The sequence below is a fragment of the Corynebacterium sp. HMSC062A03 genome, from assembly GCF_001811145.1.
Lineage (GTDB): Bacteria > Actinomycetota > Actinomycetes > Mycobacteriales > Mycobacteriaceae > Corynebacterium > Corynebacterium aurimucosum.
Genome location: NZ_KV803706.1, coordinates 25,983 through 48,791, shown reverse-complemented (window position 1 = coordinate 48,791; position 22,809 = coordinate 25,983). Strand labels below are relative to the sequence as shown.

The window sequence follows — 22,809 nt, the reverse complement described above, 5'->3', positions numbered from 1 at the left end:
CCCGCTACGCACCCCGAAACCGGAAGAGCCCCTTTTCGGTGCCTTGGTGATCGTTGCAACCGTGGCTTGCAACATGATGCGGGTGAAGATCGTCGTGAGTGACGACGACGTAGCGGTTTCCATCCTGGATATATTCACGAAGAGGATTCCACTCAGTGATATCACCGGGGCAAGCATCGGTCCCGAGACTGGGCTCAAGGAAGGTGCGGGACCGCGTGTTGTCGACGGAGCACCGGCCTACATCGTTTCTGGGCCGACCGTGCGTATCGAGCAGGGCAGAAGCTCTCTTATCGCCTCGGCTAAGAATCCGGAGGAAGTGGTCGCGGATATCGAGGTGCGCTTGCGCTAGTTCTATATCCCCAGACCTAGAACCCGCAACCTCCAAGTGAGTGGCTCGGTGCCGCGAAGCGCTGGGCGACGCCCACCTGCAGGTTGCGGGTTTCAGGTCTGGGGGAATGCCGAGAGCGAAAGGCTTTCCCGCACTCGTGGCATCGTTGAAAATGAGGGCCGGGTTGCGGCCCGATGGGAGAGGGTTGTGGGCATGAAAAAGTGCCCCTGACACAAAGTGCCCCTGACAGGGATCGAACCTGCGACCTTCGGTACCGGAAACCGATGCTCTAATCCGCTGAGCTACAAGGGCATTGCTGGCGAAATGCCAACGATGCGATTCTAGCCTATAAAGACTGAAGCGCAGTAATTGGCCTCACGCCGATGGGGGTGTGGTGGGAGGAAAGGCGCGGCTAGGTAAGCCGCGCCTTCATTGTTCCCGCAGCCTTTCTGGCTAGGCGGGCTGTTACTGAGCCTCGGGCTGGTCAAAGAAGCCCGGCGCATCCGCAGTGTGGACCTCACCGGTGCGCAGGTAATCAACCACAATCTGGTCGACGGCCTTGTTGCCCATGGCGAAGTGGCCGTGGCCTGGGCCGTGCACAGTCACCACGCGGGACTGCATCGGATCGGAAAGGCCGCGGTAGAAGGCGTACGGGGTCTGCGGGTCACCGGTAGCCTGCAGCTGCAGCGGCTTGGTCTGCAGCTTCTCACCGGAGACGGCAATCGGGGTGCTGACCGGCGCGCGACCGCCGCAACCCGCGCCAGAGGCGTACATCGAATTAAACAGAGTGAACGGGTCAATCGTCACGTAGTTCGACCACAGGAACGCCGGAATGAGAGTCGGATCCGTCGGCGCGGTATTCTCATTGCACATAATGATGTTTTGCATGCTCATTGCATTGACGAGCTGCTGCTGGGCTTTTTCTGGATCCTGTTGAGGCTGTTGTGCCGCCTGCTCCTCAAAGTTCATAGGCTCAACACCTCCGATGTGCTTGGCCAGTGCGTCCCACATCTCGGGGCGGGGGAGGAGCTCACGGGTCGCGCTCAGCGTCTGCGAAGAAGCTTGAACAGCCTGCGGGTTGCGTACCTTGCCTGCAAGGTGCTCTACCTGTACGCGCAGCTCTCCCGTGGCGGTCATGACGTTGGCGCCGGGCTGGCCAGCAAACTCCAGTCCTGGCGGGAGGTCACCAATCTGGGCGTTCGGGGGAAGCACAGTCGGGCGCACGCCTGCTTCCTTGGCCACGATCTGGGACCAGCGCTCATAAGCCTTCAGCGGCGTGGTACCGGCTTGGTAGGTGGCGTCATTCTTGGCCACGTACGCAAAGAAGTCATGGAGGGCATTCTCATAGCCTGCCTGTTGGGAGGCGAAGATCTGGTTCCATGCCATCTTCGGATTCATGCCGGAGTCCAGCACGACCTTGTCGGTGTGCTGCGGGTAAAGCGTGGCGTAGGTGGAGCCTAGGAAAGTGCCGTAGGAAAGACCGGCGATGTTGATTCTCTCCTCACCGAGCGCCTGGCGAACAACCTCCCAGTCCTTAGCGGTGTTCTCCGTGGTTAGGGAGTCGGTGTAGCCCGGGGTGTTCTTCTCACAGTCATCGCGGGTAATCGCGCCGATCTGCGTCAGCTGCGCTAGCGGGTTTCCGCGTACTTCGCTGGACGAGCAGTTCACTTCTCCGGATTCGCGCAAACCGCGGGGCTGGACGCCAATGATGTCGTAGCCCTGCTTGATTTCCTCAGGCCACGCCGCAAAGTTAGCCCAGCTGTATGCGTCACCGCCCGGACCGCCAGGGTTGGTGAATAGGGCGCCCTGGCGGTTGCCCGTGGCCTTGAGGCGGATGAGGCCGACATCGATGGTGCCCTTTTCCGGCGCATCGTGATAGGTCGGAACCGTAACGTGACCGCACTCGGCGCGCTCTTCGGTGACCCCCTCCGGGCACGGGCCCCAATTGATGGTGGGTTGGTCTGCGTGAGCGACAGCGGGCGCGGCAACCAGACCAGCAGCGATAGCCACGGGCCCCAGCACCGAGCCTAAAACACGAGAAAGACGCATAGAATAAGGCTCCTCAAATCGTTAGTTGGTACGGGCCTTATCCTATGCGCCGGGGGCGATGTGAGCCGAGTGCTCAAAAAGGGTGGGTGCACCCGATCGTCACATTACTTAACAATCACCACAATGAGATCGCGCGGGCCGTGGACGCCCTCCACGCGGGAGAGCTCAATATCCGAGGTAGCAGACGGGCCAGAGATCCACGTCGCTGGGCGCTCCGGGTTCATACGGGAGACAACCTCCGGGATGCCGTACACGATCTGCTCCTTGCGAACGATGCACACGTGACGGTCCGGAACCAAAGTCAGCGCGCGGCGGCCGCACGTCTCATTGGACTCGAGCACGATGGTGCCGGTCTGCGCGGAGGTGACGTGAGATTCGGTCACCACGGCATCGACAGCGTCGAGCTCGCGCGGGTCCTTGGCGTTGTCATCAGGAGTGATGGTTCCCTCGAAGCCGTCCAGAAGCCCAGCGTCCATGCCGGGTGCGTAGACGACGTTCGAGCAGCCGCGCTCCTTCAGGATGCCCACGAGGGTGGAATTCAACCCAGACTCATCGGTGACGTGCACGTCAGCCTTGTAGTCTTCGAGGCGGTCCACCAGCATCTCACGCAGCTCATCCTCGTTGAGCGTGCCTTCCTTCTGGTACTCGCGCGGAATGTCTACGTGGTCCGGCAGGCCGGCCTGCTTCTGGGCGGCGGAAATGCGGTTGAGGATTTCCTCTTTGGCGGTGGTCACTTGATGCCCTCCTTCTTGGCTTGGGCGAGGAGTTCTTGAGCTTCGTCAGTGTCGAACCATTGGCGGAAGGACTTCTTCGGCGGAACGGCGGTATCGCGTACCTCGGACCAACCAGACATAAACAGCGGTAGCTTGTCGATGACCCCGTTGAAACCACCGAGGACACGGCCGAGCGCCACCATGTGGGTGATCTGGTTCCAGATCTTCGGGTTCTTCCACACCAGCTCAACTACCTGGAAGAGCTTCTCTTCGACCGGCGGGGTGGCGTGGGTGACCTTCTGGTAGCGGTTTTCCAGAATGACCTGGGAGAGCGGGATGCGCACCGGGCATACCTCGTCGCAACGGCCGCACAGGGAGCAGGCATAGGGCAAGCTTGCCGACGGATCGTTGTGGTCCTTCATGCCAGTCAGCTGTGGCGTCAGGGAGATACCAATCGGGCCCGGGTAGACGGAGCCATAGGCGTGGCCGCCGGCGCGCTCGTAGACCGGGCAGACGTTCAGGCAGGCAGAGCAGCGGATGCACTTGAGCGCCTCGTGGCCCTTGGGGGAGGACAGAGCAGCGGTGCGGCCGTTGTCCAGCAGCACGATGTGGAAGTTCTGCGGGCCGTCACCTTCGGTCACGCCAGACCACATGGAGGTGTATGGGTTCATGCGCTCTGCAGTGGAGGAGCGCGGCAGAAGCTGGAGGAAGACCTCGAGGTCCTGGAAAGTCGGGACCAGCTTCTCAATACCCATCACGGTAATGAGGGTCTCTGGCAGAGTCAGGCACATGCGGCCATTGCCCTCAGACTCCACGATGTTGATGGTGCCGGTTTCTGCCACACCGAAGTTAGCGCCGGAGATGGCGACCTTGGCCTTCATGAACTGCTCGCGCAGGAACTGACGGGATGCTTCAGCCAATTCCGCCGGCTCGGCCTTGAGCGAGTCATCGGTATTTGGCATCTTGTTGACGAAGATATCGCGAATCTCCGCGCGGTTGCGGTGGATAGCCGGGACCAGAATGTGGGAAGGCTTGTCCTCACCCAGCTGGACGATGAGCTCCGCCAGGTCAGTCTCTTGGGCGTGGATGCCGGCTTCTTCCAGGTGTTCGTTGAGTGCGATTTCTTGGGTGGCCATGGACTTGATCTTGACCACGTCGGTCTCACCGGTTTCGCGGATAAGGCCCTCGATAATCTCGTTGGCTTCCTTGGCGTCGCGTGCCCAGTGGACGATGCCTCCGCGCTTGGTCACCTGCTCTTCGAATTGGAGCAGCAATTCGCTCATGCGTACGGCGACGTCATCCTTGAGCGCGGAGCCGGCGTCGCGAAGCTGCTCCCAGTCCGGGGTCTCGTCAACGGCGTGCTGGCGCTTATCACGAATCGTGGTGGTGGCGTGGTGCAGGTTGCGGCGCTGGGTGGCGTTGTTAAGACCCACGTGAGCCAGCGGCACGAAGGCCTTCGAGCCGCGCAGGTTGCCGTAGCCTTCAGGAGCACGCGGAGGAGTGGTGTCGAGGAAGGAAGTCATTAGAGCATCTTCTCCTTGGAGTAGGCCGCAGAGGTAGGAGTCCACGGGTGTTCCTTGGTGGAGGCGAGGATTTCCGCCAAGTGGATAGCGCGAACACCGGAGCGCTGGCGAGCCAGAGCACCACCGATATTCATCAGGCAGGAGGAGTCACCGCCGGTGACGTACTCGGCCTCGGTTTCGCGGATGTGGCGGGTCTTATCACCGACCATCGCTGCGGAGACCTCCGCGTTCTTGAGGGCGAAGGTGCCGCCGAAACCGCAGCATTCTTCTGCATTAGGCAGCGGGGCGAGGTCGATTCCCTCGACCTCCTTCAGCAGTTGGTAGGGGCGGTCACCCAACTTGAGGAAGCGCAGGCCGTGGCAGGAAGGGTGGTAGGTCACGCGGTGCGGGAAGAAAGCGCCGACGTTGGTGACCCCGGCGACGTCGACCAGAAACTCCGGCAGATCCAGGGTCTTGCCGGCTGCCTTCTTGGCGCCGTCCACATCGGCGGAAGTGCCGAAACGATCAGCGATCATCTCGTGCTGCTCACGCACGGCGCCCACGCAGGAGCCGGAGGCGGAGACCACGTAGTCGATGGAGGGATCCGCAAAGGCGTCCGCATAAGTGCGGATCATGCCCAGGGTCTGCTCCTGGTAGCCGGTGTTGATGTGCATCTGGCCGCAGCAGGTCTGCTCCTCTGGGAAGACGACGTCATAGCCCAAGCGAGAGAGAATGAGGGCCGTGGCCTTATGAGCATCGGGGAAGAGTGAATCACCGATGCAGGTGGAAAACAATGCTATTCGCATTCGCGTGTGCTCCTTAGTCTGCCTCTCTGTAGCTTGTCCTGTGCTTGGCACAGCGATGGTGTACTCGGATGCGCGCTACCAGGACAGCCGCAGTGGGCATTTTTCGAGTTTGTATCTATGAGCCTACCGCCCAAAACTCACATTATCGAGGCGGAATTAGCCCTCCTACCTGGCGTTTTATCGCAACATTAATGTTGTGAAATTCCTTACGTGCAGAGATGAAGCGGTCACAAAAAGCGGGCAAGCGAAAACCCCCAGATGTGGCGAGTGAAGTGCCCTATTCTGGGGGTAGTTGGTGCTGAGGACTGAGAACTTAAGGAACCAGGAAGCCCAGCACGTTGGTCATGAGAAAAACGATGATGCACACGACGGCAAGGAAGGCCACGGAGTAGCCCACAACGGCCTTGAAGATGCGGGATTCCTCGCCCTCCATTTGAACCGCAGTGGCTGCAATGGCCAGCGACTGCGGGGAGATCATCTTGCCCACAACGCCACCCGAGGTATTGGCAGCCAGCATGAGGTCCGGGTTAACGCCGATGCGCTCAGCAGCGGTGACCTGGAGGTTGGCAAAAAGGGCGTTAGCGGAGGTATCCGAACCGGTAACAGCGGTGCCGATCCAACCCAGAACGGGGGAGAAAAGCGCGAAGATGCCGCCGACGGAGGCCACGAACTGGCCGATGGAGATGGTTTGGCCGGAGTAGTTCATGGTGTAGGCCAGCGCCAGAACCAGGATGATGGTCAGCGCAGAGAACTTCATGCGGGAGATAACCTCGCCAAACTTAGCTAGCGGTGCCGATGCCTCCAGCGTGTAGCGGCCGTTCTCGTTGAAGGACATGTAGATAACAGCCACGATGATGCCGGAAATCAACAGCAGGGTGCCCGGGTTGCCCAACACGTTGAACTTAAACGCGGTATCCATGGCGTGGCCTTCGGCGTCGAAGACGGTGCCTTCGAGAAGCGGCCAGGCAACGTTGAGCTGCAGGAAGCCGAAGATGGACGGCCACGCGGTGGCGATGGCGAAGACAGCGGTGACCACGGCATAGGGCAGCAGTGCCATCCAGATGCGGCTGCCGTTGAGGTCCGTGACCTCCTCTTGGGCGGGCAACTCCATGCGCTCACGCAGGCTGTCCACACCCTTGGGCTTCCACACACGCAGGAAGAGGAAGCCAGCGCCGAGGGAGACAATGCAAGCCACGACGTTGGTGAGCTGGTAGGCAAAGAAGGTGGCCGCGGCCCACTGAGCAATGGCGAAGGAGATGCCGATGACAGCGGCGGCGGGACCTGCTTCTTTAACACCGCGCATGCCGTCAAGGATGAAGAGGATAAAGAAAGGCACGACGGCGGCGATGAGCAGGACCTGCAGCGAAATCAGTCCGGCGATATCAGCGGTCTGTTCGGCGGTACGGCCGCCCACGGAGCCTGCGGTGGTCACCGGGATGCCTACCGCGCCGAAGGCCACGGGTGCGGTGTTGGCGATGAGCACGGTGGTGGCTGCCTTGAGGGGTTTGACGCCCAGCGCCAGGATCATGGTGGCCGTAATTGCTACCGGAGCGCCGAAGCCGGCGAGCGCCTCCAAGAGGCCACCGAAGCAGAAAGCGATGAGAATGGCCTGGATGCGAATATCGCCATCGCCCAAGAGGTCAAAGGTCTTGCGCAGGTCATTGAAGCGGCCAGAGGCCACGGTGACCTCGTAGAACCAGATGGCAGTAATGATCACCCAGACGATGGGGAAGAGGCCGAAGAGCCCGCCGCGCACCGCGGAGGACAAAGCCATGCCGGTGGGCATGCCCATGCCAAAAATGGCGATGAGAACCGCGACGAGAAGCGCTACCGCACCCGAGGTGTGAGCGCGGGCCTTGAGCCCTAGGAGCATGATGAAGAACGCGATGAGCGGCAACGTGGACACCAGCGCGGTGAGCCCGATGTTGCCAGCGATGGCGTCGGTGGTGATGTTGAAGGTTGACATAAAACTCAATTCCAGTTGGCTCCCGCTGGCGTCTTTGTGGAGGTCCCCAGGATGCGGCACCGCATGTGTCGGCCAAGCGAGAAGGCGGAAGGTTGGATCGATTCAGATAACGCCTTTAGGGTAGAACTTGGTGCTTCGCTGTGCCGCATTGTTCACCTGATGGGGGTGAGTGACCTTGCTAACCTCTGCGACCTGATAGCGCCTCCCAGCGGCGGAGACGATAGACTTTGGCCCTATGAATCCTGAAGATCTTTCCGTCCTGATCAAGAACACTGCCGCTGCCGTGCTCACCGAGCATGAACTGGACGCCTCCGTCCTGCCAGAGACTGTCACCGTGGAGCGCCCGCGCAACCCGGAGCACGGTGACTATGCCACCAACCTGGCACTCCAGGTAGCCAAGAAGGCTGGTGCCCAGCCCCGCGAGCTGGCGCAGTGGTTGGCGGAGGCCCTCGCCGGCAACGACGCCATCGATGAGGCCTCCATCGCGGGCCCGGGATTCCTTAACATTCGCCTCGCTGCCGCAGCGCAGGGCGCCATCGTGGCCCAGGTGCTCAATGCCGGTGCAGACTTCGGCAGCAACACCACCTACCAGGGCAAGAAGATTAACCTGGAGTTCGTCTCCGCGAACCCGACTGGCCCGATCCACCTGGGCGGAACCCGCTGGGCTGCCGTGGGTGATTCGCTGGGCCGCGTGCTCGAAGCCTCCGGCGCGGAGGTGACCCGCGAGTACTACTTCAACGATCACGGCGGCCAGATCGACCGCTTCGCTCGTTCCCTCGTGGCTGCCGCCAAGGGCGAGCCGACCCCGGAGGACGGTTACGGCGGCGATTACATCAAGGAGATCGCTCAGGGTGTGCTGGAGCAGAACCCGGACGCCCTCGACGGCAGCGATGCCGAGGTCCAGGAAGCCTTCCGCTCCGCGGGCGTGGAGATGATGTTCGCCCAGATTAAGGAGTCCCTCCACGAGTTCGGCGTGGACTTCGATGTCTACTTCCACGAGAACTCCCTCTTCGAGTCCGGTGCCGTGGAGAAGGCCATCCAAAAGCTCAAGGACAACGGCAAGCTCTACGAAGCTGAGGGCGCATGGTGGCTGAAGTCCACCGAGTACGGCGATGATAAGGACCGCGTGGTCATCAAGTCCGATGGCAACGCCGCCTACATCGCCGGCGATATCGCCTACGTGGCTGATAAGTTTGACCGGGGCCACGACCTGGCCATCTACATGTTGGGCGCAGACCACCACGGCTACATTGCCCGCCTGCGCGCTTCCGCTCAGGCTTTGGGCTATGACCCGGAGGCCGTCGAGGTCCTCATCGGCCAGATGGTCAACCTGGTCCGCGATGGCCAGGCGGTCAAGATGTCCAAGCGTGCCGGCACCGTCATCACTCTTGATGACCTCGTCGAGGCCATCGGCGTCGACGGCGCGCGCTACTCCCTGGTGCGTTCCTCCGTGGATTCCAGCCTGGACATTGACCTGGGTCTGTGGGCTTCGCAGTCGGCGGATAACCCGGTCTACTACGTGCAGTACGGCCACGCCCGCATTTGTTCCATCCTGCGCAAGGCAGCAGAGCTGGGCTTCGACACCGCCGAGCTTGCCGACGCCCCTCTCGACCTCCTCACCCACGATAAGGAGGGCGACCTCATCCGCACCCTGGGCGAGTTCCCGGAAGTTGTGGCCACCGCTGCCACGTTGCGCGAACCGCACCGCATCGCGCGCTATGCCGAGGAGCTTGCCGCCGTGTTCCACCGCTTCTATGACCAGTGCCAGGTGTTGCCGAAGGCTGGTGAAGAGACCGAGTCGATTCACTCCGCACGCCTTGCCCTGGCCAGCGCCACCCGCCAGGTCATGGCCAATGCCTTGACCATGGTGGGGGTCAGCGCACCGGAGAAGATGTAAGACAAGGTATCGATGACTGATTTCAATTCCCTTCCGGCCCACGTGTGGCCGCGCAACGCTGCTCGTGACTCCGATGGCGTGGTCTCGATTGGTGGCGTTTCCCTGACCGAGCTGGCTGAAGAATACGGCACCCCGCTCTATGTTTTCGATGAGCAAGATTTCCGCTCACGCTGCCGGGACATGGCCCAGGCCTTCGGCGGCCCCGACCACGTGCACTATGCCTCTAAAGCTTTCATTACCAAGCGCATCGTGCGCTGGGTGGATGAGGAGGGCCTGTGCCTTGACGTGGCCTCCCTCAATGAGGCCAAGCTGGCGCTAGCCGCGGACTTCCCGCCGGAGCGCATGACCGCGCACGGCAATAACAAGGAAGATGAGTACCTTGAGCTGTGCGTAAACGAGGGGATTGGCCATGTGGTCTTGGATAACGCGGAGGAGCTCTCGCGGCTTAACAGCATTGCTGCGGCCGCTGGCCGTGTGCAGCCGGTGATGATCCGCGTCAAGCCCGGCGTGGATGCCCACACGCACGAATTCATCGCCACGGCTCATGAGGATCAAAAGTTCGGCATTTCCCTGTCCACCGGCGCCGCCTTCGATGTCGCTCGCACGGTGCTGGAATCCGCGAACCTAAAGCTCGTGGGCTTGCACTGCCACGTGGGCTCCTCGGTGTTTAATGCCGATGGCTTCAAGCTGGCTGCCGAGCGCGTGCTGAGCCTATATAAGCGCATTCACTCCGAGCTCGGTGTTGCCCTTGAGGAGCTGGACTTGGGCGGCGGCTTCGGCATTCCCTACATGGAATACGAGGAAGCCCTCGACGTCGCCACGCTGGCTAAGGACCTGCTCGACGCCGTGGAGCGCACCGCCACTGAGCTCGGTATCAAGCCGCCCTTCGTGCTGGTGGAGCCCGGCCGCTCGCTGGTGGGTGCCTCCGCGGTCACCGTATACCGCGTGGGCACGGTCAAGGACGTGGAGACCGGCAAGGCGGATCTGCCGATGCGCCGTTACCTCTCCGTGGACGGTGGCATGTCCGATAACATCCGGCCGGCGCTCTATGGCTCTGAGTATGACGTGCGCGTGGTCAATCGCCGCACCCAGGGCGAGCCGGTGGACTCGCGCATCGTGGGCTTCCACTGTGAGTCCGGTGACATTCTGGTCAACGAGCGCCGTTTCCCCTCGGATATCACTACCGGGGATCTCCTCGCTTTCGCTACCACCGGCGCCTATCAGTACATGATGGCCTCGCGCTATAACGGCGCTCTGCGCCCAGCAGTAGTTTCCGTGCGTGACGGCAAAGCCTCGCTCATGCTGCGCCGGGAAACGGTGGAGGACTTGCTGGCGTTGGACGTCGACTAGCGCGGCGTTGCCACAGCTCACCGCATTTTATTCACAAAGACATGGCCGGTCGCGCGTTGTGCCGGCCATGTCGTATAGAAATAGACAGCTCGTTCTGTATAGTGATGGGCTAGCACGTAAGAATCTTTCGCAATTTCAACAAGGGGACACCATGACGACGAACCGTAGCAAGAAGCCCGAAGGCGAACCCGTAGGAATCGCGCTGCTTGGATTTGGTACTGTGGGCGCTGAGGTTTTCCGCCTCGTGCAGGAGAACGCTGACGCTTTTGCACACCGCATCGGCGGCCCCGTGGAGATCCGCGGCGTTGCCGTGCACAACAAGAACAAGCTGCGCCCGGGCGTTCCGGCGGAGCTGCTGACCGACGACGCCAAGGCACTTGTCCTGCGCGATGATATCGACCTTGTCGTCGAGGTCATCGGCGGCATTGATTTCCCGCGCGAGCTTGTCCTCGCCGCCCTCAACGCCGGTAAATCCGTGGTCACCGCCAACAAGGCTCTCGTGGCCGCGCACGCGGATGAGCTCGCTGAAGCTGCCGACCGCGCCGACGTTGACCTTTACTTCGAGGCCGCTGTAGCCGCCGCCATCCCGGTCGTCGGCATGCTGCGCCGCTCCCTGGCCGGTGACAAGATCCAGCGCATCTCCGGAATCGTCAACGGCACCACCAACTTCATCCTGGACGCCATGGAGTCCACCGGTGCCTCCTATGAGGATGCGCTGGCTGAGGCCACTCGCCTGGGCTACGCCGAGGCCGATCCCACCGCTGACGTGGAGGGCCACGACGCTGCCTCCAAGGCTGCCATCCTGGCATCCCTGGGCTTCTATACCCGCCTGACCTTCGACGATGTCTACTGCGAGGGTATTTCCAAGATCACCGCCGATGACATCACGGCTGCCAACCAGGCCGGCTACTCCATCAAGTTGCTGGCCATCTGTGAGCGCCTCGTGGATGAGGAGACCGGTGCGGAATCCGTCAACGCCCGCGTGCACCCGACGTTGGTTCCGAAGGAGCACCCGTTGGCTTCGGTCAGCCAGTCCTATAACGCCATCTTCGTTGAGGCGGAGGCCGCTGGTTCCCTGATGTTCTACGGCAACGGTGCCGGCGGTAACCCGACGGCATCTGCTGTGCTGGGTGATGTCATCGGTGCGGCACGCAACATCGTCCACGGCGGCCGTGCGCCGGGGGAGAACACCTATGCCAACCTACCTATTGCGGAGTTCGGAGAAGTGGAAACTCGTTATCACGTCGACATGGAAGTTGAAGACCGCACCGGCGTGCTCTCCGCCATCTCCGGTGTCTTTGCCCGCCACGGTGTCTCCCTGCGCACCGTGCGCCAGGAAGACGGCGATGCCACCGCCCGCCTCATCGTGGTCACCCACGCGGCGAAGGAAGCGGTGCTCGAGGATATCGTTGCTGCCCTCGGCGAGCTCGATGAGGTCAAGGCCGTTCACTCCGTCATCCGCCTGGGCGTTTAAGGGGCTTAGGTACAACAATGAGTATCGATATCGAAGTAGGCACCAAGGTCACCGTCCAGGTCCCGGCCTCCTCGGCCAACTTAGGCCCGGGCTACGACACCCTTGGCATCGCGCTGAGCCTCTACGACACCGTAGAGGTAGAAGTCACGCGCTCCGGTTTGGAAGTGGAGATCTTCGGCGAGGGCGCCGATGAGCTTCCTCGCGATGGCTCCCACTTGGTAGTCAAGGCCATCCGCTCCGCGCTGAAGGCTGCCGACGTAGAAGTATCTGGCCTGCGCGTGGTATGCACGAACAACATCCCGCAGTCCCGCGGTTTGGGTTCCTCGGCCTCCGCTGCGGTAGCCGGTGTGGCCGCGGGCAATGGCCTGGCTGGTTTCCCGCTCTCCGAGGAGCAAGTCGTTCAGCTGTCTTCAGCCTTCGAAGGCCACCCGGATAACGCCGCGGCCTCCGTGCTAGGAAACGCCGTGGTCTCTTGGACCACCGTGCCTGTCGACGGCCGCTCGCTCCCGGAGTACCGCGCCGCCACCTTAGACGTGCACCCGACTATCAAGGCCACGGCCTTGGTCCCGGACTTCCATGCATCAACCCAGGCGGTGCGCCGCGTGCTTCCCTCGCACGTCACTCACGCCGATGCCGCCTTCAACGTCTCCCGTACTGCGGTGAACGTGGCGGCGTTGACCGCCTATCCGGACCTGCTGTGGGAGGGCACCCGCGACCGCCTGCACCAGCCGTATCGCGCTGATGTCCTGCCGGTGACCGCGGAGTGGGTCAACCGCCTGCGCAACCGCGGCTATGCCGCCTACCTGTCCGGTGCTGGCCCCACCATCATGGTCTTGCACACCGAGCCCATCGAGGAGGCAATCCTCGAGGATGCCCGCGGACAGAACTTGCGCGTGCTGGAGCTGGAGGTCGCCGGGCCGGTTTCCGTCGAGCGTGGATAGGCTAGCTGGCTAGCTAGCCTCCTTTTCCACGCTGATCCGGCACACGCCGTTTCCGGACTTCGGGATCAGCTTCAGGCTTAACCTCCCACCGGAATCGGCAGCCGCCTGCTCCAAGTAGCCATCGTGGATGGCGCAGACGAAGGGGGAGGGCTCCACACCGGCGCTGACAAATGGGCAAGCGTGTAGCTCCACATCAGTGCGGCCCTCCTCGTCGAAGTGATCGGACGAGGTTACCGGGTCAAAGCCCATATCGCGCATCATCAGATAAAGCGAGCCGAGTGCCTCAGCACCATGGCTGGTGGCCGCAGTTTTGGCCCATTCGCGGCCAAGCTCCCGCGCCTGCTCCGAGGAATAATCGTTGAGCTGGTCTTTTTCCGCCAGCGCTGTGATGAGCACGCTGATCAGCGTGACGTATTCCTCCGCCACTGAACGGTTGTCCGGCACCCGCACTTGGAAGATCAGTGAGGGGCGTCCGCGCCCCTTCGCCGGAGCAGTAACTACTCGCACCGCGCCAGCGCGAACGAGCTCATCTAGGTGGCCGCGCGCGGTGTTGACATGCATGCCCATCTTCTTCGCAATCTCTGCAGCCCGTGCTCCTTGCGGGAATTTCTGTAAGGCCGAGAGGACGTCGCGCTGCTTGGGGGAGAGCTTCATCGTGTCAGGAAACAGCTCGCTGGAGGAGCGGGGGCTAGGCGTAGCAAATGCGGACATGAACTGTGACTCCTTGAAAAACTCTAGAAGGATTCTACATCCGAGGTCCTGATTTTCTTCCACTGCGGTGCTCAGAGGCACCACGACCTGCGTGACGACGTGGGTAAAATCCCATGGATTAAGTACGGGTGTAGACCGTGAGGGCGGTGGCGTCGAGGGCCACGGAGACCTCGTCGCTGGGAGCATTGTTGCCTGCTGGCTCGCCCACTGTGAGCCGTTGGCCGTCAATGTCAATAAGGGTGGTTTTGCCCAGATCGGCCACAATGGTCGCGCTCAGTGCGCCAGCGGGGTCGAAGCGCAGCGCAGACTGGGGAAAGGCCGCCCAGTGCTCGCCGTTGCGAGCTGGCTGAAATGCATCATTCTGGTGGTAGCCGCGAAGCACATTGACGCCCGCCAGCTCTGCCATAAAACGGGACGGGGGCCGTTCCAGTAGGCGCTCCGCGGAGCCTTGAGAGATGATGTTGCCGGCTTCCATCACCAGGATGTCGTCCGCCAGCGTGTCGAGGTCCACGCGGCTGTGGGTGACGATGACCGTGGTACGGTCAGCGGCTGAAAGGCGCAATAAGTGGCGCCAACGCGCGGCGGATTCTACGTCCATGGCGGCAAAGGGCTCATCCGCAACCAATACCGCCGGGCGCGCCGCCAGCGCGCGGAGGAGGGCAACCTGTGCGGCTTGACCACCGGAAAGCTCGGATACATGGCCCAGCTCTTGCAGTCCGGCGGCGTTGATCAACTCTTTGGTCCTTTGCGGGTCTTTGGTCACCATCGTCAACGCTTGAGCCACGGTGGCAGTGGGCGGCAGCCCAGGGTTTTGAGAAAGCATGATCACGCGTTCGGCGTTGGTGTGTGCCCCTTGGAGTCGCCCGCTAATGAAACGCAGAAGCGTGGTCTTTCCGGCACCGTTGGGCCCGACCACCGCGGTCATGCGCCCGCCCCGGAACGTGGTGGTGGCGTTGCCGATAGTTACGGAAAGATCGTGGGCTGAGTCCACAGGGGTGGTGGCAGTGCGAAGTGCCGCAGGATCCATCGGCTTGAGCATGCGCACCTTCGGCTCGCGGCGACGCCGCAGCAACAGGGGCAGTCCGGCGGCGGTGAGCGCAAGGATGGCTATTCCAATAAGCACGGCGGAAAGGGCATAGGCATTGTCCGCGCTGACCTCGCGCTCTAGGTAGATTCCGCTCGGCATGGTTCGGGTCGAGCCGGGCAGGGAACCGGCGAAGGTGATAGTTGTTCCGAATTCACCCAGTGAGCGGGCGAAAGCCAGCGCACCACCGGTGAACACAGCGGGGCGGATGGCTGGGAGAATGATGCGCCGAAGGATGGTTCCCGCTCCTAAGCCGATGCCGCGCGCGCTGGCGATGACCTCAGGATCGAGTTGCCGCAGCGCGGAGTCCACCGCCACCACCGCGAAGGGAAGCGTGACGAAGACATGGGCTGCCACGACACCCGGGAAGGCGAAAGACACGTGCAATCCAGCCTGCTCCAGAACAGGACCAAGCAGTCCGCGGCGCCCCAGCAGGGCAGTAAGAGCCAAGCCGCCCACGACGGGAGGCATGGCCAAGGGGAGGTAGACCACCAGTCTCACCAGGTGGGAGGCGTGGCGTAGCTGCTGCAGCCACAGCGCCAAGCAGGTGCCCAGCAACGTGGACAACACTGTAGACCACGCCGCCGCGAACAGGCTAACGCGGAGAAGATCCTGGGTCATCGGCGAGCTTAGCGTGTCCGAGAGTTGCCTCCAGGGCACCCGCACTCCCAAGGCGAGGACTGGGGCGAGAATGTAGATAGCTGCCAGTGCGCCGGCGGCGATGACCGGCCAAGGGGCTCGTGGGCGCTGTTCGCGCAGAATCATGCGCGACACCTAGTTCACCGGAGTGAAGCCGAAGTGTTCCCAAGTGCTGTCAAAATCCGACTCAAGAAGCGAGAGGACAGCGCGCGCTTCTTCATGCCGGGATGAAGAAGCCACCACAGCACCCATGATCTCATTGCGGAAGTCTTCCGCGTGGGCGAGCGGGATGGCCTCGACATCTTCGCTCGCGGCGGCGTCGGTGGAATAGACCCACCCGGCGTCCGCTTCACCGGAGGCAACCTTTCCCAGGACATCAGCGACTTGGCTCTCCAAAGATGATGCGTACAGATGCCAGCCATTGGCCTCTATAATGCGCGTGGAAATGGCTCCGCAAGGCACGCTCGGGTCACAGAGAACTAGGCGTGCCGAGGGCTCCAGGTCTGCTGCAGAGCGAAGACCTTGAGGATTACCTTTCGGCACGACCATAACCATGACGTTGCTGGCTAAGGCCACGGGCGTCTCCACGCTGCCCTGAGCGAGTGCATTCTCCATGGTCTCCCGAGAAGCAGTGAGGAGAAGGTCTGCGGGCGCTCCCTCATCGACTTGCTGCACCAAAGCAGAAGAGCCGCCGTTGTTGAAGGCCAGGGGAGTCCCGGAGGCGCTAGCAAGCTCGTCATTCAACACTCTTGTCGAGGATGCAGCAAACACCTGCAAGGGCTCTGTGGAATCAGAGGCGCAACCGGCAACAGTCAGCGCGGCGGCGATGACGGGGGCAGCAATTCTAAGAAGGCGCATGCTTCGTTAGGGTACGGCAGCATTACTCGGTGCGCGTGAATTTGATGTGGACGTCTTGTGGTTCTTTCTTAAGAAACTCGTGAGTGAAAATCTCCTCCCGCTGGTCCACCTCTTTGAGCAGCGGAAGGGGGTCGTGCGGAGCTATGAGGATCATGGCTTCGCCCACGTTGAGGGTGCCGAGTGCCCCATGGATGGCGCCGTGGCGCACCGCGTGAGGGATTTCGGAGGCGTTGAGGGTGGGGATGTCGTGGCCCTTGGAGGCGTCGATAAGCGGCAAGTTCATTGATCTTTTCCGTTTCGATTTTCTAGGGGGAGCTGGCGTTGCTGCCCGCGTCTTTAATTTACTACGATTATATCCGTGCAAATAACTAAGTCAGGTATATCTGTGCGGGATGTCTCGTTGACGTCGCGCCGGCGTTGGCACACCATTGCCTTTAGCCTCGTGGCCTTGTGGATCGCGGTGGGCGTGGGAATCACCGTGGCGAGTTATCTGGGAGCACCCGTCGTGTGGTGGGATCGCATCCATCCGTTTACCCTCGGAGCGCTGACCACCGCGATCCTCGTATTCAGCACCCACTTCACGGAGGCGCTGACCCGCACCCCAGCCGTCGGGTTCCGCGGGGTGGGCACACGGGTGGGCCTAGTGCAGGTAGGTCTGGTCCTGTTGCTCGTCGACCGCGCAGGCTACGACTGGGGAATGCTCGCGGATATTGGCTCCTCACTCGTCATCGTCGCGGTCACGTGGCACCTGTGGACGTTATGGACCAAGCTTCGAGGCTCTCTTTCTGGCTCTTTCGCAGTCACCGTGCCCTTTTATCTGGCCGCGGCCTGCTTCATGGTGGTCTCTGTGCTGTTGGTTATCCTGGCTGCGCACGGGGTGGGTAATTACTCGCTGTTGGTGGCGGCGCATTCACGCGGCATGGTGTGGGGGTTTGCACTGCTGACCATCGTGGGCACCGTCGTCACGCTGCTTCCCACCTTGACCCGAACGCCAATTTCATCAGCCGCCCGGGCCCGGTGTGGTCGAGCATTGACCGTGCATTGCGTGGGGCTGGGGGTGGCCATGCTTGCCGACGCCTCCGGGCTCACCCGCGCCGCCGGCATGGCGCAGCTACTCACCGTCCTTGCCGCTGTGTTCATCATTCAGCCAGTACTTGCCGGTGCGCTTGGTGGCGTGAAGACCACGGCAAGCGTGTCCGCGATGGCGGGACTGGTATGGATGCTGGCACTGTGTGCCGGTGACGCGGCGGCCACTCTCGCCGGGGCCTACCCGCGCGCGGTGACGTTACTCCTGATGCCCACATTCGTCGGCGCCGGCCTCCTGCAGCTCGTGACCGGGGTACTCCACCACATGCTGCCCATCCTGGCCGGGGCTGCTCATCCCGCGCGAGGCCACCTTCCAGGGTTCGTGCGCGTAGCGCTCATCAACCTTGGCGGCGTGCTGAGCCTCACTGGCATTACTAGCGTGTCCTTCGCCGGGCTTACCATGATGGGGCTAGGCCTCATCGCCAATTGTGCGGCCCTAGTGTGGGCCGTCTCGTCATCTCAAGGAGAAGTTCATGTCAAGCGTGCCCGTTAAAAAGGAGCATTCTGAGAAGCAGTGGGCATCCTGGCTCATCATCATTGTTGCCTTGGTGGCGGTCATTGCACTGGCAGTGACCAATTCGCGGATGGGGAAACAAGATCCGGCGCTGGTAGCTTCCGCCGATGCCGTCACTGTGGATGTCTCTGTCGACGGCATGGCCTTTGTTCCGTCCTCTATTAACGTGGCTGTGGGCAGCCACCTGGTGGTGAATTTTCATAACACGGGCGACCAGGTCCATGACTTGAAGATCGGACGTGAGGAAACCGGAAGGGTAGAACCAGGTGAGACCGTGCAGCTGGATGCTGGGATCATCGATGAATCCGTGGAAGGCTATTGCACGATCGCCGGGCACAAAATGCAGGGGATGACGTTTATGGTCAACGTCGACGAGCCAGCATCTGGGGACCATGAGCATGCGGGGGCGTCGCCAAGCACGGGCTCTGCTGGTGCCCCGGCGACGGTGCCCTCAGCAGCCGAGCGCATGGCGGCACGCGAGGGCTTCGACGCCGTCGATGCCTCCCTTGCTCCCGCGGAAGGCGACCTTCACGAGGAGACCTGGGTGATGACAGAAGAGGAGGCTGAGGTCGCCCCAGGAGTGCGCCAAACCCGGTGGCTCTTCAACGGGCAGGCACCCGGACCAACCCTGCGCGGCAAGGTCGGGGACCGATTTCGTATCACCATCAAGAACGAGGGCTCGATGGGGCACTCGGTGGATTTTCACGCTGGTGAAGTCAACCCAGATAAGAACATGAAGACGATTCAGCCGGGCGAGTCGCTGACATACGAATTTGTCGCGCACCGGGCAGGCATCTGGATGTATCACTGCTCAACGATGCCGATGAGTCTACACATTGCCAACGGCATGGCAGGAGCAGTCATTATCGATCCGCGTGGTGAGGATGCACTGGGGGACGTTGACGCGGAGTACGTCATGACGGCAAGCGAGGTTTTCCTCGCCACCGCGGGCAGGGAAGCTGAAGGTGCGGATGCGCAGCGAGTCAGCAATGGCGACTATGACCTCACCGCCTTCAACTACTATCCCAATCAATACGACGAGGGCTTAGCACCGCTGCGCGCCAAGGTGGGCGATACCGTGCGTATCTGGCTGGTTAACCTCGGCCCGGATTTGCCATTGAGCTTCCACGTCGTGGGCGAGCAATTCGACACCGTGTACAAGGAAGGCGCCTATCTGCTTAAGGGCGCGAAGGATTCCGGATCCCAGGCGCTGGACCTCTTGCCCGCCCAGGGCGGATTCGTGGAGATGACCTTCAACGAGCCGGGCACCTATTCCTTTGTGAACCACCTCATGACGAACGCAGAGAAGGGCCAGCACGGTCAGATCATCGTTGAGTAGTTCGGCGCTCGCGCCGTTCGCGAAGCTCGTCCAGGGTATCTATATCGTGCACTGCGGCGGTGCCTTCGATCTCGGTGATGTTCTTCGCGAGTCCCAATAAGCGCATGACTGACCTATTGCGGGGATTGCCGAGCTCGTGCAGAGCGCGGGCGAGAGACTCGGTGCGCCACAGCGCGCACAGCGGCTGCGGCAGCCCATCGAGCGTGGCCACCGCGACATCAGCGCCGGAGCTTGCCAAAGCCACCTCGAGTGCGGGGAGCATCTGTGGGGAATCCGGGGCATCGACGGCAAAGATGGCGGTCGTAGACTCTGCGGCACCAACCAGCGCGGCGTGGCCCGCGGCGATTCCCGCGGCTGGCCCGCCGAAGAGGGGCTTTTCACATACCTGGGGCATGCCTAAGTGGTAGGGCGAGACAACCGCCACCGGCGCATCATAGGGCAATTGGCGCAGGAGACGGTCGATAAGGCGCTCACCGGCGAGAGTGATACTTGCCTTGTCCACACCACCCATGCGTGTGCCGCGTCCGCCCGCCAAAATAATGACACTTGGCATTGTTTTCTATCCTTCCGCGCCGGGCAGCTCACGGGACCAATCACCCGAGCGGCCGCCGGACTTCGCAGTAATGCCGCAGCGCCGGATATAAGCGGAGCGATCCACACCTTTGACCATGTCAATGAGAGCTAGCGCAGCAACGTTCACCGCGGTCAGCGCCTCCATTTCTACGCCGGTGCGGTCGGCGGTGCGCACGGTGGCTTCGATGAAGACGTGGTCTTCGCGCAGGTCTATGTCCACTGCGCAGCCATGCACACCAATGGTGTGGGCCAGCGGCAGGAGATCCGGGACCTTCTTCGCCGCCGCAATACCGGCCACTCGAGCAACCGCAAGCACGTCGCCCTTCGGCACGGCTCCCTCCCGCAGTGCGGTGAGGACCTCTGGTGAACACGCCACCTCGCCTTGGGCGGTGGCGGTGCGCACAGTGGGCTGTTTTTCGGTGACGTCCACCATGTAGGCGGAGCCGGCCTCATTAAGATGAGTGAACTTCATTGTTGCAGCGGGTCCTTTCCTTGGGTAGACCCAGCCTATCTGACGAAGAGTGGGCCGATTCGCGTTTCTGAGGCGCGATCTTTGGCAGCAACGGAGGGGTGGGGCTGTAGAAGGGGAGACCCTGAATCTAGTAGGGGTAGACGGTAAGTTGCTCCCCTGCGGTGACGGAGCTCGTCAGCAGCGCGAAACCTTGCGTGCCCGGCAGTGCTGCAACGTGGTGGCTGCGCATGCGTGGACCAGGCGGCGGAGAGGCGGTAATGCTTCCTCCCAGAGCAATTGAGCACGGCTGGATCAGCGGGCGGTGCGGATCCGGGAAGTCGGCCCCGGCGACGGCCGTCAGATGCGGCCGGTCTAAAACTCCGGTGGGGCGGGGAAGGCCGCGCAAGGAACACAGAAGCGGGGTGAGGTAAAGGTGTGCGGAGACGAACGCCGCCACCGGGTTGCCCGGCAAACACACCACGGGAACGGCGTTCCACAGCGCGTGGCCCTGTGGCGCGCCGGGGCGTTGGTTGACGTGCCCGAACCAATAAGAGCCGCGTTCCACGACATCCTCAATGACCGCGCGAACCACGTCAAAGGCTCCTGCGGATACCCCGCCGGTGGTGACGATGAGATCGGAATCAGCAGCAGCCGCGTCGAAGCGGCGGCGCAGCTCAACGGGTGAATCGCCACATACCGTGCGAGTGATGTCAACGGGCCCGGTGGCACTCATGAGTGCTTCGAGCATCGGCCCATTGGAATCCGGGAGCTGGCCGTTGCGCAGCTCCTCTCCCGTGGCGATAATGCTCACTCGCGGGATGCGGTGGACCACGGCGGTGCTGACCCCGGCAGAAGTGGCGGCGGCGATGAGGGAGGCGTCGACCAGCGTGGCGGCACCGGCTAGTTGGTGCCCGGCCTCGATGTGGGAGCCGCGCCGCCGGATGTGGTTGCGCTCGGGAAGTCGGTGCACCGTAACGGTCTCGGGCAGCGGCCCGGGGCCTGGCGGAATATCGGTGTCCTCCACAGGGATGACCAGACCATCAAAGCCCGCGGGTACTGCACCACCGGTCATGATGCGCAGCGCAGTGCCGGGCTGCGGGGCCTGGGCAGACGCGCCGGCAGGCACATCACCCACGACGGGCAGAGTGAAAGGAACGGTGAGGCTGTCGGGTGAGGAGGACTGAGGAATGAGGAAACCATCCATCGCGGAATTATCTTGCGCTGGCAGGGGCAGGCGGGCGACGAGGGGCTCAGCCAATACGTGACCCTGCGAGAGTGGGACATGCTCCGCAGGCAGGGCGCGGACCAGCGCGTGGAGGCGGTCGAAATACTCCTCGATACTTAAGTCAGTCCCAGTGCTTGTCATTGCACCCAATCTAGCCGCCGATGGCGGACATCGGGCGATCTGGTTGGAGGAAACCTTCATCATCGACCCCATGGCCCGGTAATTTCCTCCACATTTCACCCGCCCACGCGGTGGCGAGCTCCGCATCGCTGGCACCGGCCCGCATGAGGTCGCGCAAGGAGGTTTCCGAGTTGCCGAAGAGGCAATTGCGCACCGCGCCGTCTGCGGTCAGGCGCGTGCGGTCGCAATCCCCGCAGAAGGGCCGCGTCACGGAGGCGATCACCCCGATGTGTCCTGTGGGGAGGGAGCCATCGCGCGAGACCGCGGACCACAGTGCAGCCGGCGCGGAGCCGCGGGGTTTCTTAGCCGGGGTGAGCTCGAAGTCTTCGGCCAAGCGTGCCAAGATGTCCTCCGCGGTGACCATCTGGGAACGCGTCCACTTCTCCCGTGGGCCCAGCGGCATCTGCTCAATGAAACGAAGCTGCGCGCCGCGCTCTAAACAAAAACGGGCCAACGGCAGGATGGCGGATTCGTTGACGCCTGGCATGATGACAGCATTGACCTTGACCGGATCCATGTCGGCGGCCAGCGCGGCATCGATGGATGTGAGCACATCTGCCAGGCGGTCGCGTCGGGTGAGCTGGGCATAGAGCTCCGGATCGAGCGTGTCCAGGGAGATATTGACGCGGTCCAGCCCGGCGCGCTGCAGCCCCGGCAGGCGTTTATCCAAGCCCAGCCCGTTGGTGGTGAGAGCAACAGTAGGAGAGCGGCCCTCATCGGTAGTGAGCGCTTTTGTGGCGGCGATGATTTTCTCTAAGGAGCCGCGAAGAAGGGGCTCGCCACCGGTGAAGCGCACCTGCTGGATGCCGAGCTTGTCCACTGCGAGGCGGATCAGCCGGATGGTCTCTTCATCGCTGAGCGTGTGTTCGGTGGGCAGCCACTCATAACCTTCGGCGGGCATGCAGTAGGTGCAGCGCAGGTTGCAGCGATCCGTCAGAGAAACGCGCAGGTCGCGGGCCTGGCGGCCGTAGCGATCCACGAGTGCACGGCGGCCGTCTGGCCCTGCCGCTGGCAGGTCCGTGGGCAGCGTCCCCGCTCCCCGTACACGCGGCAATGGCAGAGTCAGCGGGACGGAGGTGCGTGGCGAAGGCTGGGATGGCTGGGCGGACATTGCTGGCAAGTC

Annotated in this window: 20 protein-coding genes and 1 tRNA gene; 7 read left to right on the top strand and 14 right to left on the bottom strand. The window is 62.3% G+C overall.

The genetic code is table 11. From position 1 onward, the window contains the following. Positions 1-349, top strand: a 349-nt coding sequence (locus HMPREF2781_RS11145) for a hypothetical protein (RefSeq protein WP_070646033.1), incomplete at its 5' end; no start/stop codon positions are given. Between the two features lie 217 nt (positions 350-566). Here HMPREF2781_RS11145 and HMPREF2781_RS11140 read toward each other — a convergent pair. The 6 genes from HMPREF2781_RS11140 to HMPREF2781_RS11115 form a co-directional block, all read right to left on the bottom strand. Further along, positions 567-640 (bottom strand) — tRNA-Arg (locus tag HMPREF2781_RS11140). A 153-nt stretch (positions 641-793) separates the two neighbouring features. After that, on the bottom strand, positions 794-2,377 hold the full coding sequence (locus tag HMPREF2781_RS11135) for an alpha/beta fold hydrolase (RefSeq protein ID WP_070646029.1): 1,584 nt from the start codon (positions 2,375-2,377) through the stop codon (positions 794-796). Positions 2,378-2,481: 104 nt separating this feature from the next. Next, a complete protein-coding gene (locus HMPREF2781_RS11130) occupies positions 2,482-3,111 on the bottom strand; it encodes a LutC/YkgG family protein (protein ID WP_070646026.1) in 630 nt (209 codons plus the stop codon). Further along, the gene (locus tag HMPREF2781_RS11125; RefSeq protein WP_070646023.1) at positions 3,108-4,613 is read right to left on the bottom strand and encodes a LutB/LldF family L-lactate oxidation iron-sulfur protein; all 1,506 of its coding nucleotides are present in this window, start codon (positions 4,611-4,613) and stop codon (positions 3,108-3,110) included. Before HMPREF2781_RS11125 ends, HMPREF2781_RS11130 begins: the two co-directional genes overlap by 4 nt. Next, on the bottom strand, positions 4,613-5,398 hold the full coding sequence (locus HMPREF2781_RS11120; RefSeq protein ID WP_010187137.1) for a (Fe-S)-binding protein: 786 nt from the start codon (positions 5,396-5,398) through the stop codon (positions 4,613-4,615). Before HMPREF2781_RS11120 ends, HMPREF2781_RS11125 begins: the two co-directional genes overlap by 1 nt. A 313-nt stretch (positions 5,399-5,711) precedes the next feature. Further along, on the bottom strand, positions 5,712-7,364 hold the full coding sequence (locus tag HMPREF2781_RS11115; protein ID WP_070646020.1) for an L-lactate permease: 1,653 nt from the start codon (positions 7,362-7,364) through the stop codon (positions 5,712-5,714). Between the two features lie 235 nt (positions 7,365-7,599). Between HMPREF2781_RS11115 and argS the strand changes: the two genes are divergently transcribed. The 4 genes from argS (at position 7,600) to thrB (ending at position 13,026) form a co-directional block, all read left to right on the top strand. Then, on the top strand, positions 7,600-9,261 hold the full coding sequence (gene argS, locus HMPREF2781_RS11110) for an arginine--tRNA ligase (RefSeq protein WP_070646017.1): 1,662 nt from the start codon (positions 7,600-7,602) through the stop codon (positions 9,259-9,261). A gap of 12 nt (positions 9,262-9,273) precedes the next feature. After that, positions 9,274-10,611 (top strand): diaminopimelate decarboxylase, encoded by a 1,338-nt coding sequence (lysA, locus tag HMPREF2781_RS11105; protein WP_070646014.1) that lies wholly within the window; start codon positions 9,274-9,276, stop codon positions 10,609-10,611. A 151-nt stretch (positions 10,612-10,762) separates the two neighbouring features. Continuing rightward, positions 10,763-12,085, top strand: a complete 1,323-nt coding sequence (locus HMPREF2781_RS11100; protein ID WP_070646010.1) for a homoserine dehydrogenase — start codon at positions 10,763-10,765, stop codon at positions 12,083-12,085. 17 nt (positions 12,086-12,102) lie between these two features. Beyond that, entirely contained in the window at positions 12,103-13,026 is a 924-nt protein-coding gene (gene thrB, locus HMPREF2781_RS11095; protein ID WP_070646006.1) for a homoserine kinase, read from the top strand. Positions 13,027-13,035: 9 nt separating this feature from the next. On the opposite strand, the gene HMPREF2781_RS11090 is transcribed toward thrB, so the two are convergent. From HMPREF2781_RS11090 to HMPREF2781_RS11075, 4 genes are all read right to left on the bottom strand, one after another. Further along, positions 13,036-13,737, bottom strand: a complete 702-nt coding sequence (locus tag HMPREF2781_RS11090; RefSeq protein ID WP_070646003.1) for a helix-turn-helix transcriptional regulator — start codon at positions 13,735-13,737, stop codon at positions 13,036-13,038. A gap of 118 nt (positions 13,738-13,855) precedes the next feature. Continuing rightward, positions 13,856-15,586 (bottom strand): ATP-binding cassette domain-containing protein, encoded by a 1,731-nt coding sequence (locus HMPREF2781_RS11085; RefSeq protein WP_246821854.1) that lies wholly within the window; start codon positions 15,584-15,586, stop codon positions 13,856-13,858. Between the two features lie 9 nt (positions 15,587-15,595). Next, on the bottom strand, positions 15,596-16,318 hold the full coding sequence (gene modA / locus HMPREF2781_RS11080) for a molybdate ABC transporter substrate-binding protein (protein ID WP_070645997.1): 723 nt from the start codon (positions 16,316-16,318) through the stop codon (positions 15,596-15,598). A 22-nt stretch (positions 16,319-16,340) separates the two neighbouring features. Further along, complete coding sequence (locus tag HMPREF2781_RS11075; protein ID WP_070645993.1) at positions 16,341-16,601, bottom strand: DUF2249 domain-containing protein; 261 nt, start codon at positions 16,599-16,601, stop codon at positions 16,341-16,343. Between the two features lie 96 nt (positions 16,602-16,697). Here HMPREF2781_RS11075 and HMPREF2781_RS11070 point away from each other — a divergent pair, with 96 nt between their 5' ends. Continuing rightward, positions 16,698-17,897 carry a beta-carotene 15,15'-monooxygenase gene (locus HMPREF2781_RS11070; RefSeq protein WP_070646039.1) on the top strand — a complete coding sequence of 400 codons (1,200 nt, stop codon included), beginning with the start codon at positions 16,698-16,700 and terminating at the stop codon, positions 17,895-17,897. Beyond that, positions 17,878-19,257, top strand: coding sequence for a multicopper oxidase domain-containing protein (locus HMPREF2781_RS11065; protein ID WP_070645990.1), 1,380 nt, complete (start codon positions 17,878-17,880; stop codon positions 19,255-19,257). Before HMPREF2781_RS11070 ends, HMPREF2781_RS11065 begins: the two co-directional genes overlap by 20 nt. Here the strand turns inward: HMPREF2781_RS11065 and HMPREF2781_RS11060 are convergent. The 4 genes from HMPREF2781_RS11060 to moaA all read right to left on the bottom strand — a co-directional run bounded on the left by HMPREF2781_RS11060 (position 19,244) and on the right by moaA (position 22,797). Next, the gene (locus HMPREF2781_RS11060) at positions 19,244-19,810 is read right to left on the bottom strand and encodes a molybdenum cofactor guanylyltransferase (protein ID WP_070645987.1); all 567 of its coding nucleotides are present in this window, start codon (positions 19,808-19,810) and stop codon (positions 19,244-19,246) included. The two genes, HMPREF2781_RS11065 and HMPREF2781_RS11060, sit on opposite strands and share 14 nt — an antisense overlap. 6 nt (positions 19,811-19,816) lie before the next feature. Continuing rightward, positions 19,817-20,302 (bottom strand): cyclic pyranopterin monophosphate synthase MoaC, encoded by a 486-nt coding sequence (moaC, locus tag HMPREF2781_RS11055; RefSeq protein WP_070443780.1) that lies wholly within the window; start codon positions 20,300-20,302, stop codon positions 19,817-19,819. Positions 20,303-20,429: 127 nt separating this feature from the next. Continuing rightward, entirely contained in the window at positions 20,430-21,647 is a 1,218-nt protein-coding gene (locus HMPREF2781_RS11050; protein ID WP_070645985.1) for a molybdopterin molybdotransferase MoeA, read from the bottom strand. A gap of 10 nt (positions 21,648-21,657) precedes the next feature. Next, positions 21,658-22,797: a GTP 3',8-cyclase MoaA gene (gene moaA / locus HMPREF2781_RS11045; protein ID WP_070646036.1), complete on the bottom strand. Its 1,140-nt coding sequence runs from the start codon at positions 22,795-22,797 to the stop codon at positions 21,658-21,660. Between the last annotated feature and the right edge of the window lie 12 nt (positions 22,798-22,809).

Bases quoted from the DNA above. Each gene is read 5' to 3' on its own strand.
- HMPREF2781_RS11135 (WP_070646029.1), bottom strand. From the start codon at position 2,377: ATGCGTCTTTCTCGTGTTTTAGGCTCGGTGCTGGGGCCCGTGGCTATC.
- HMPREF2781_RS11125 (WP_070646023.1), bottom strand. From the start codon at position 4,613: ATGACTTCCTTCCTCGACACCACTCCTCCGCGTGCTCCTGAAGGCTAC.
- HMPREF2781_RS11120 (WP_010187137.1), bottom strand. From the start codon at position 5,398: ATGCGAATAGCATTGTTTTCCACCTGCATCGGTGATTCACTCTTCCCC.
- HMPREF2781_RS11115 (WP_070646020.1), bottom strand. From the start codon at position 7,364: ATGTCAACCTTCAACATCACCACCGACGCCATCGCTGGCAACATCGGG.
- argS (WP_070646017.1), top strand. From the start codon at position 7,600: ATGAATCCTGAAGATCTTTCCGTCCTGATCAAGAACACTGCCGCTGCC.
- lysA (WP_070646014.1), top strand. From the start codon at position 9,274: ATGACTGATTTCAATTCCCTTCCGGCCCACGTGTGGCCGCGCAACGCT.
- HMPREF2781_RS11100 (WP_070646010.1), top strand. From the start codon at position 10,763: ATGACGACGAACCGTAGCAAGAAGCCCGAAGGCGAACCCGTAGGAATC.
- thrB (WP_070646006.1), top strand. From the start codon at position 12,103: ATGAGTATCGATATCGAAGTAGGCACCAAGGTCACCGTCCAGGTCCCG.
- HMPREF2781_RS11090 (WP_070646003.1), bottom strand. From the start codon at position 13,737: ATGTCCGCATTTGCTACGCCTAGCCCCCGCTCCTCCAGCGAGCTGTTT.
- HMPREF2781_RS11085 (WP_246821854.1), bottom strand. From the start codon at position 15,586: ATGATTCTGCGCGAACAGCGCCCACGAGCCCCTTGGCCGGTCATCGCC.
- modA (WP_070645997.1), bottom strand. From the start codon at position 16,318: ATGCGCCTTCTTAGAATTGCTGCCCCCGTCATCGCCGCCGCGCTGACT.
- HMPREF2781_RS11075 (WP_070645993.1), bottom strand. From the start codon at position 16,601: ATGAACTTGCCGCTTATCGACGCCTCCAAGGGCCACGACATCCCCACC.
- HMPREF2781_RS11065 (WP_070645990.1), top strand. From the start codon at position 17,878: ATGTCAAGCGTGCCCGTTAAAAAGGAGCATTCTGAGAAGCAGTGGGCA.
- HMPREF2781_RS11060 (WP_070645987.1), bottom strand. From the start codon at position 19,810: ATGCCAAGTGTCATTATTTTGGCGGGCGGACGCGGCACACGCATGGGT.
- moaC (WP_070443780.1), bottom strand. From the start codon at position 20,302: ATGAAGTTCACTCATCTTAATGAGGCCGGCTCCGCCTACATGGTGGAC.
- HMPREF2781_RS11050 (WP_070645985.1), bottom strand. From the start codon at position 21,647: ATGACAAGCACTGGGACTGACTTAAGTATCGAGGAGTATTTCGACCGC.
- moaA (WP_070646036.1), bottom strand. From the start codon at position 22,797: ATGTCCGCCCAGCCATCCCAGCCTTCGCCACGCACCTCCGTCCCGCTG.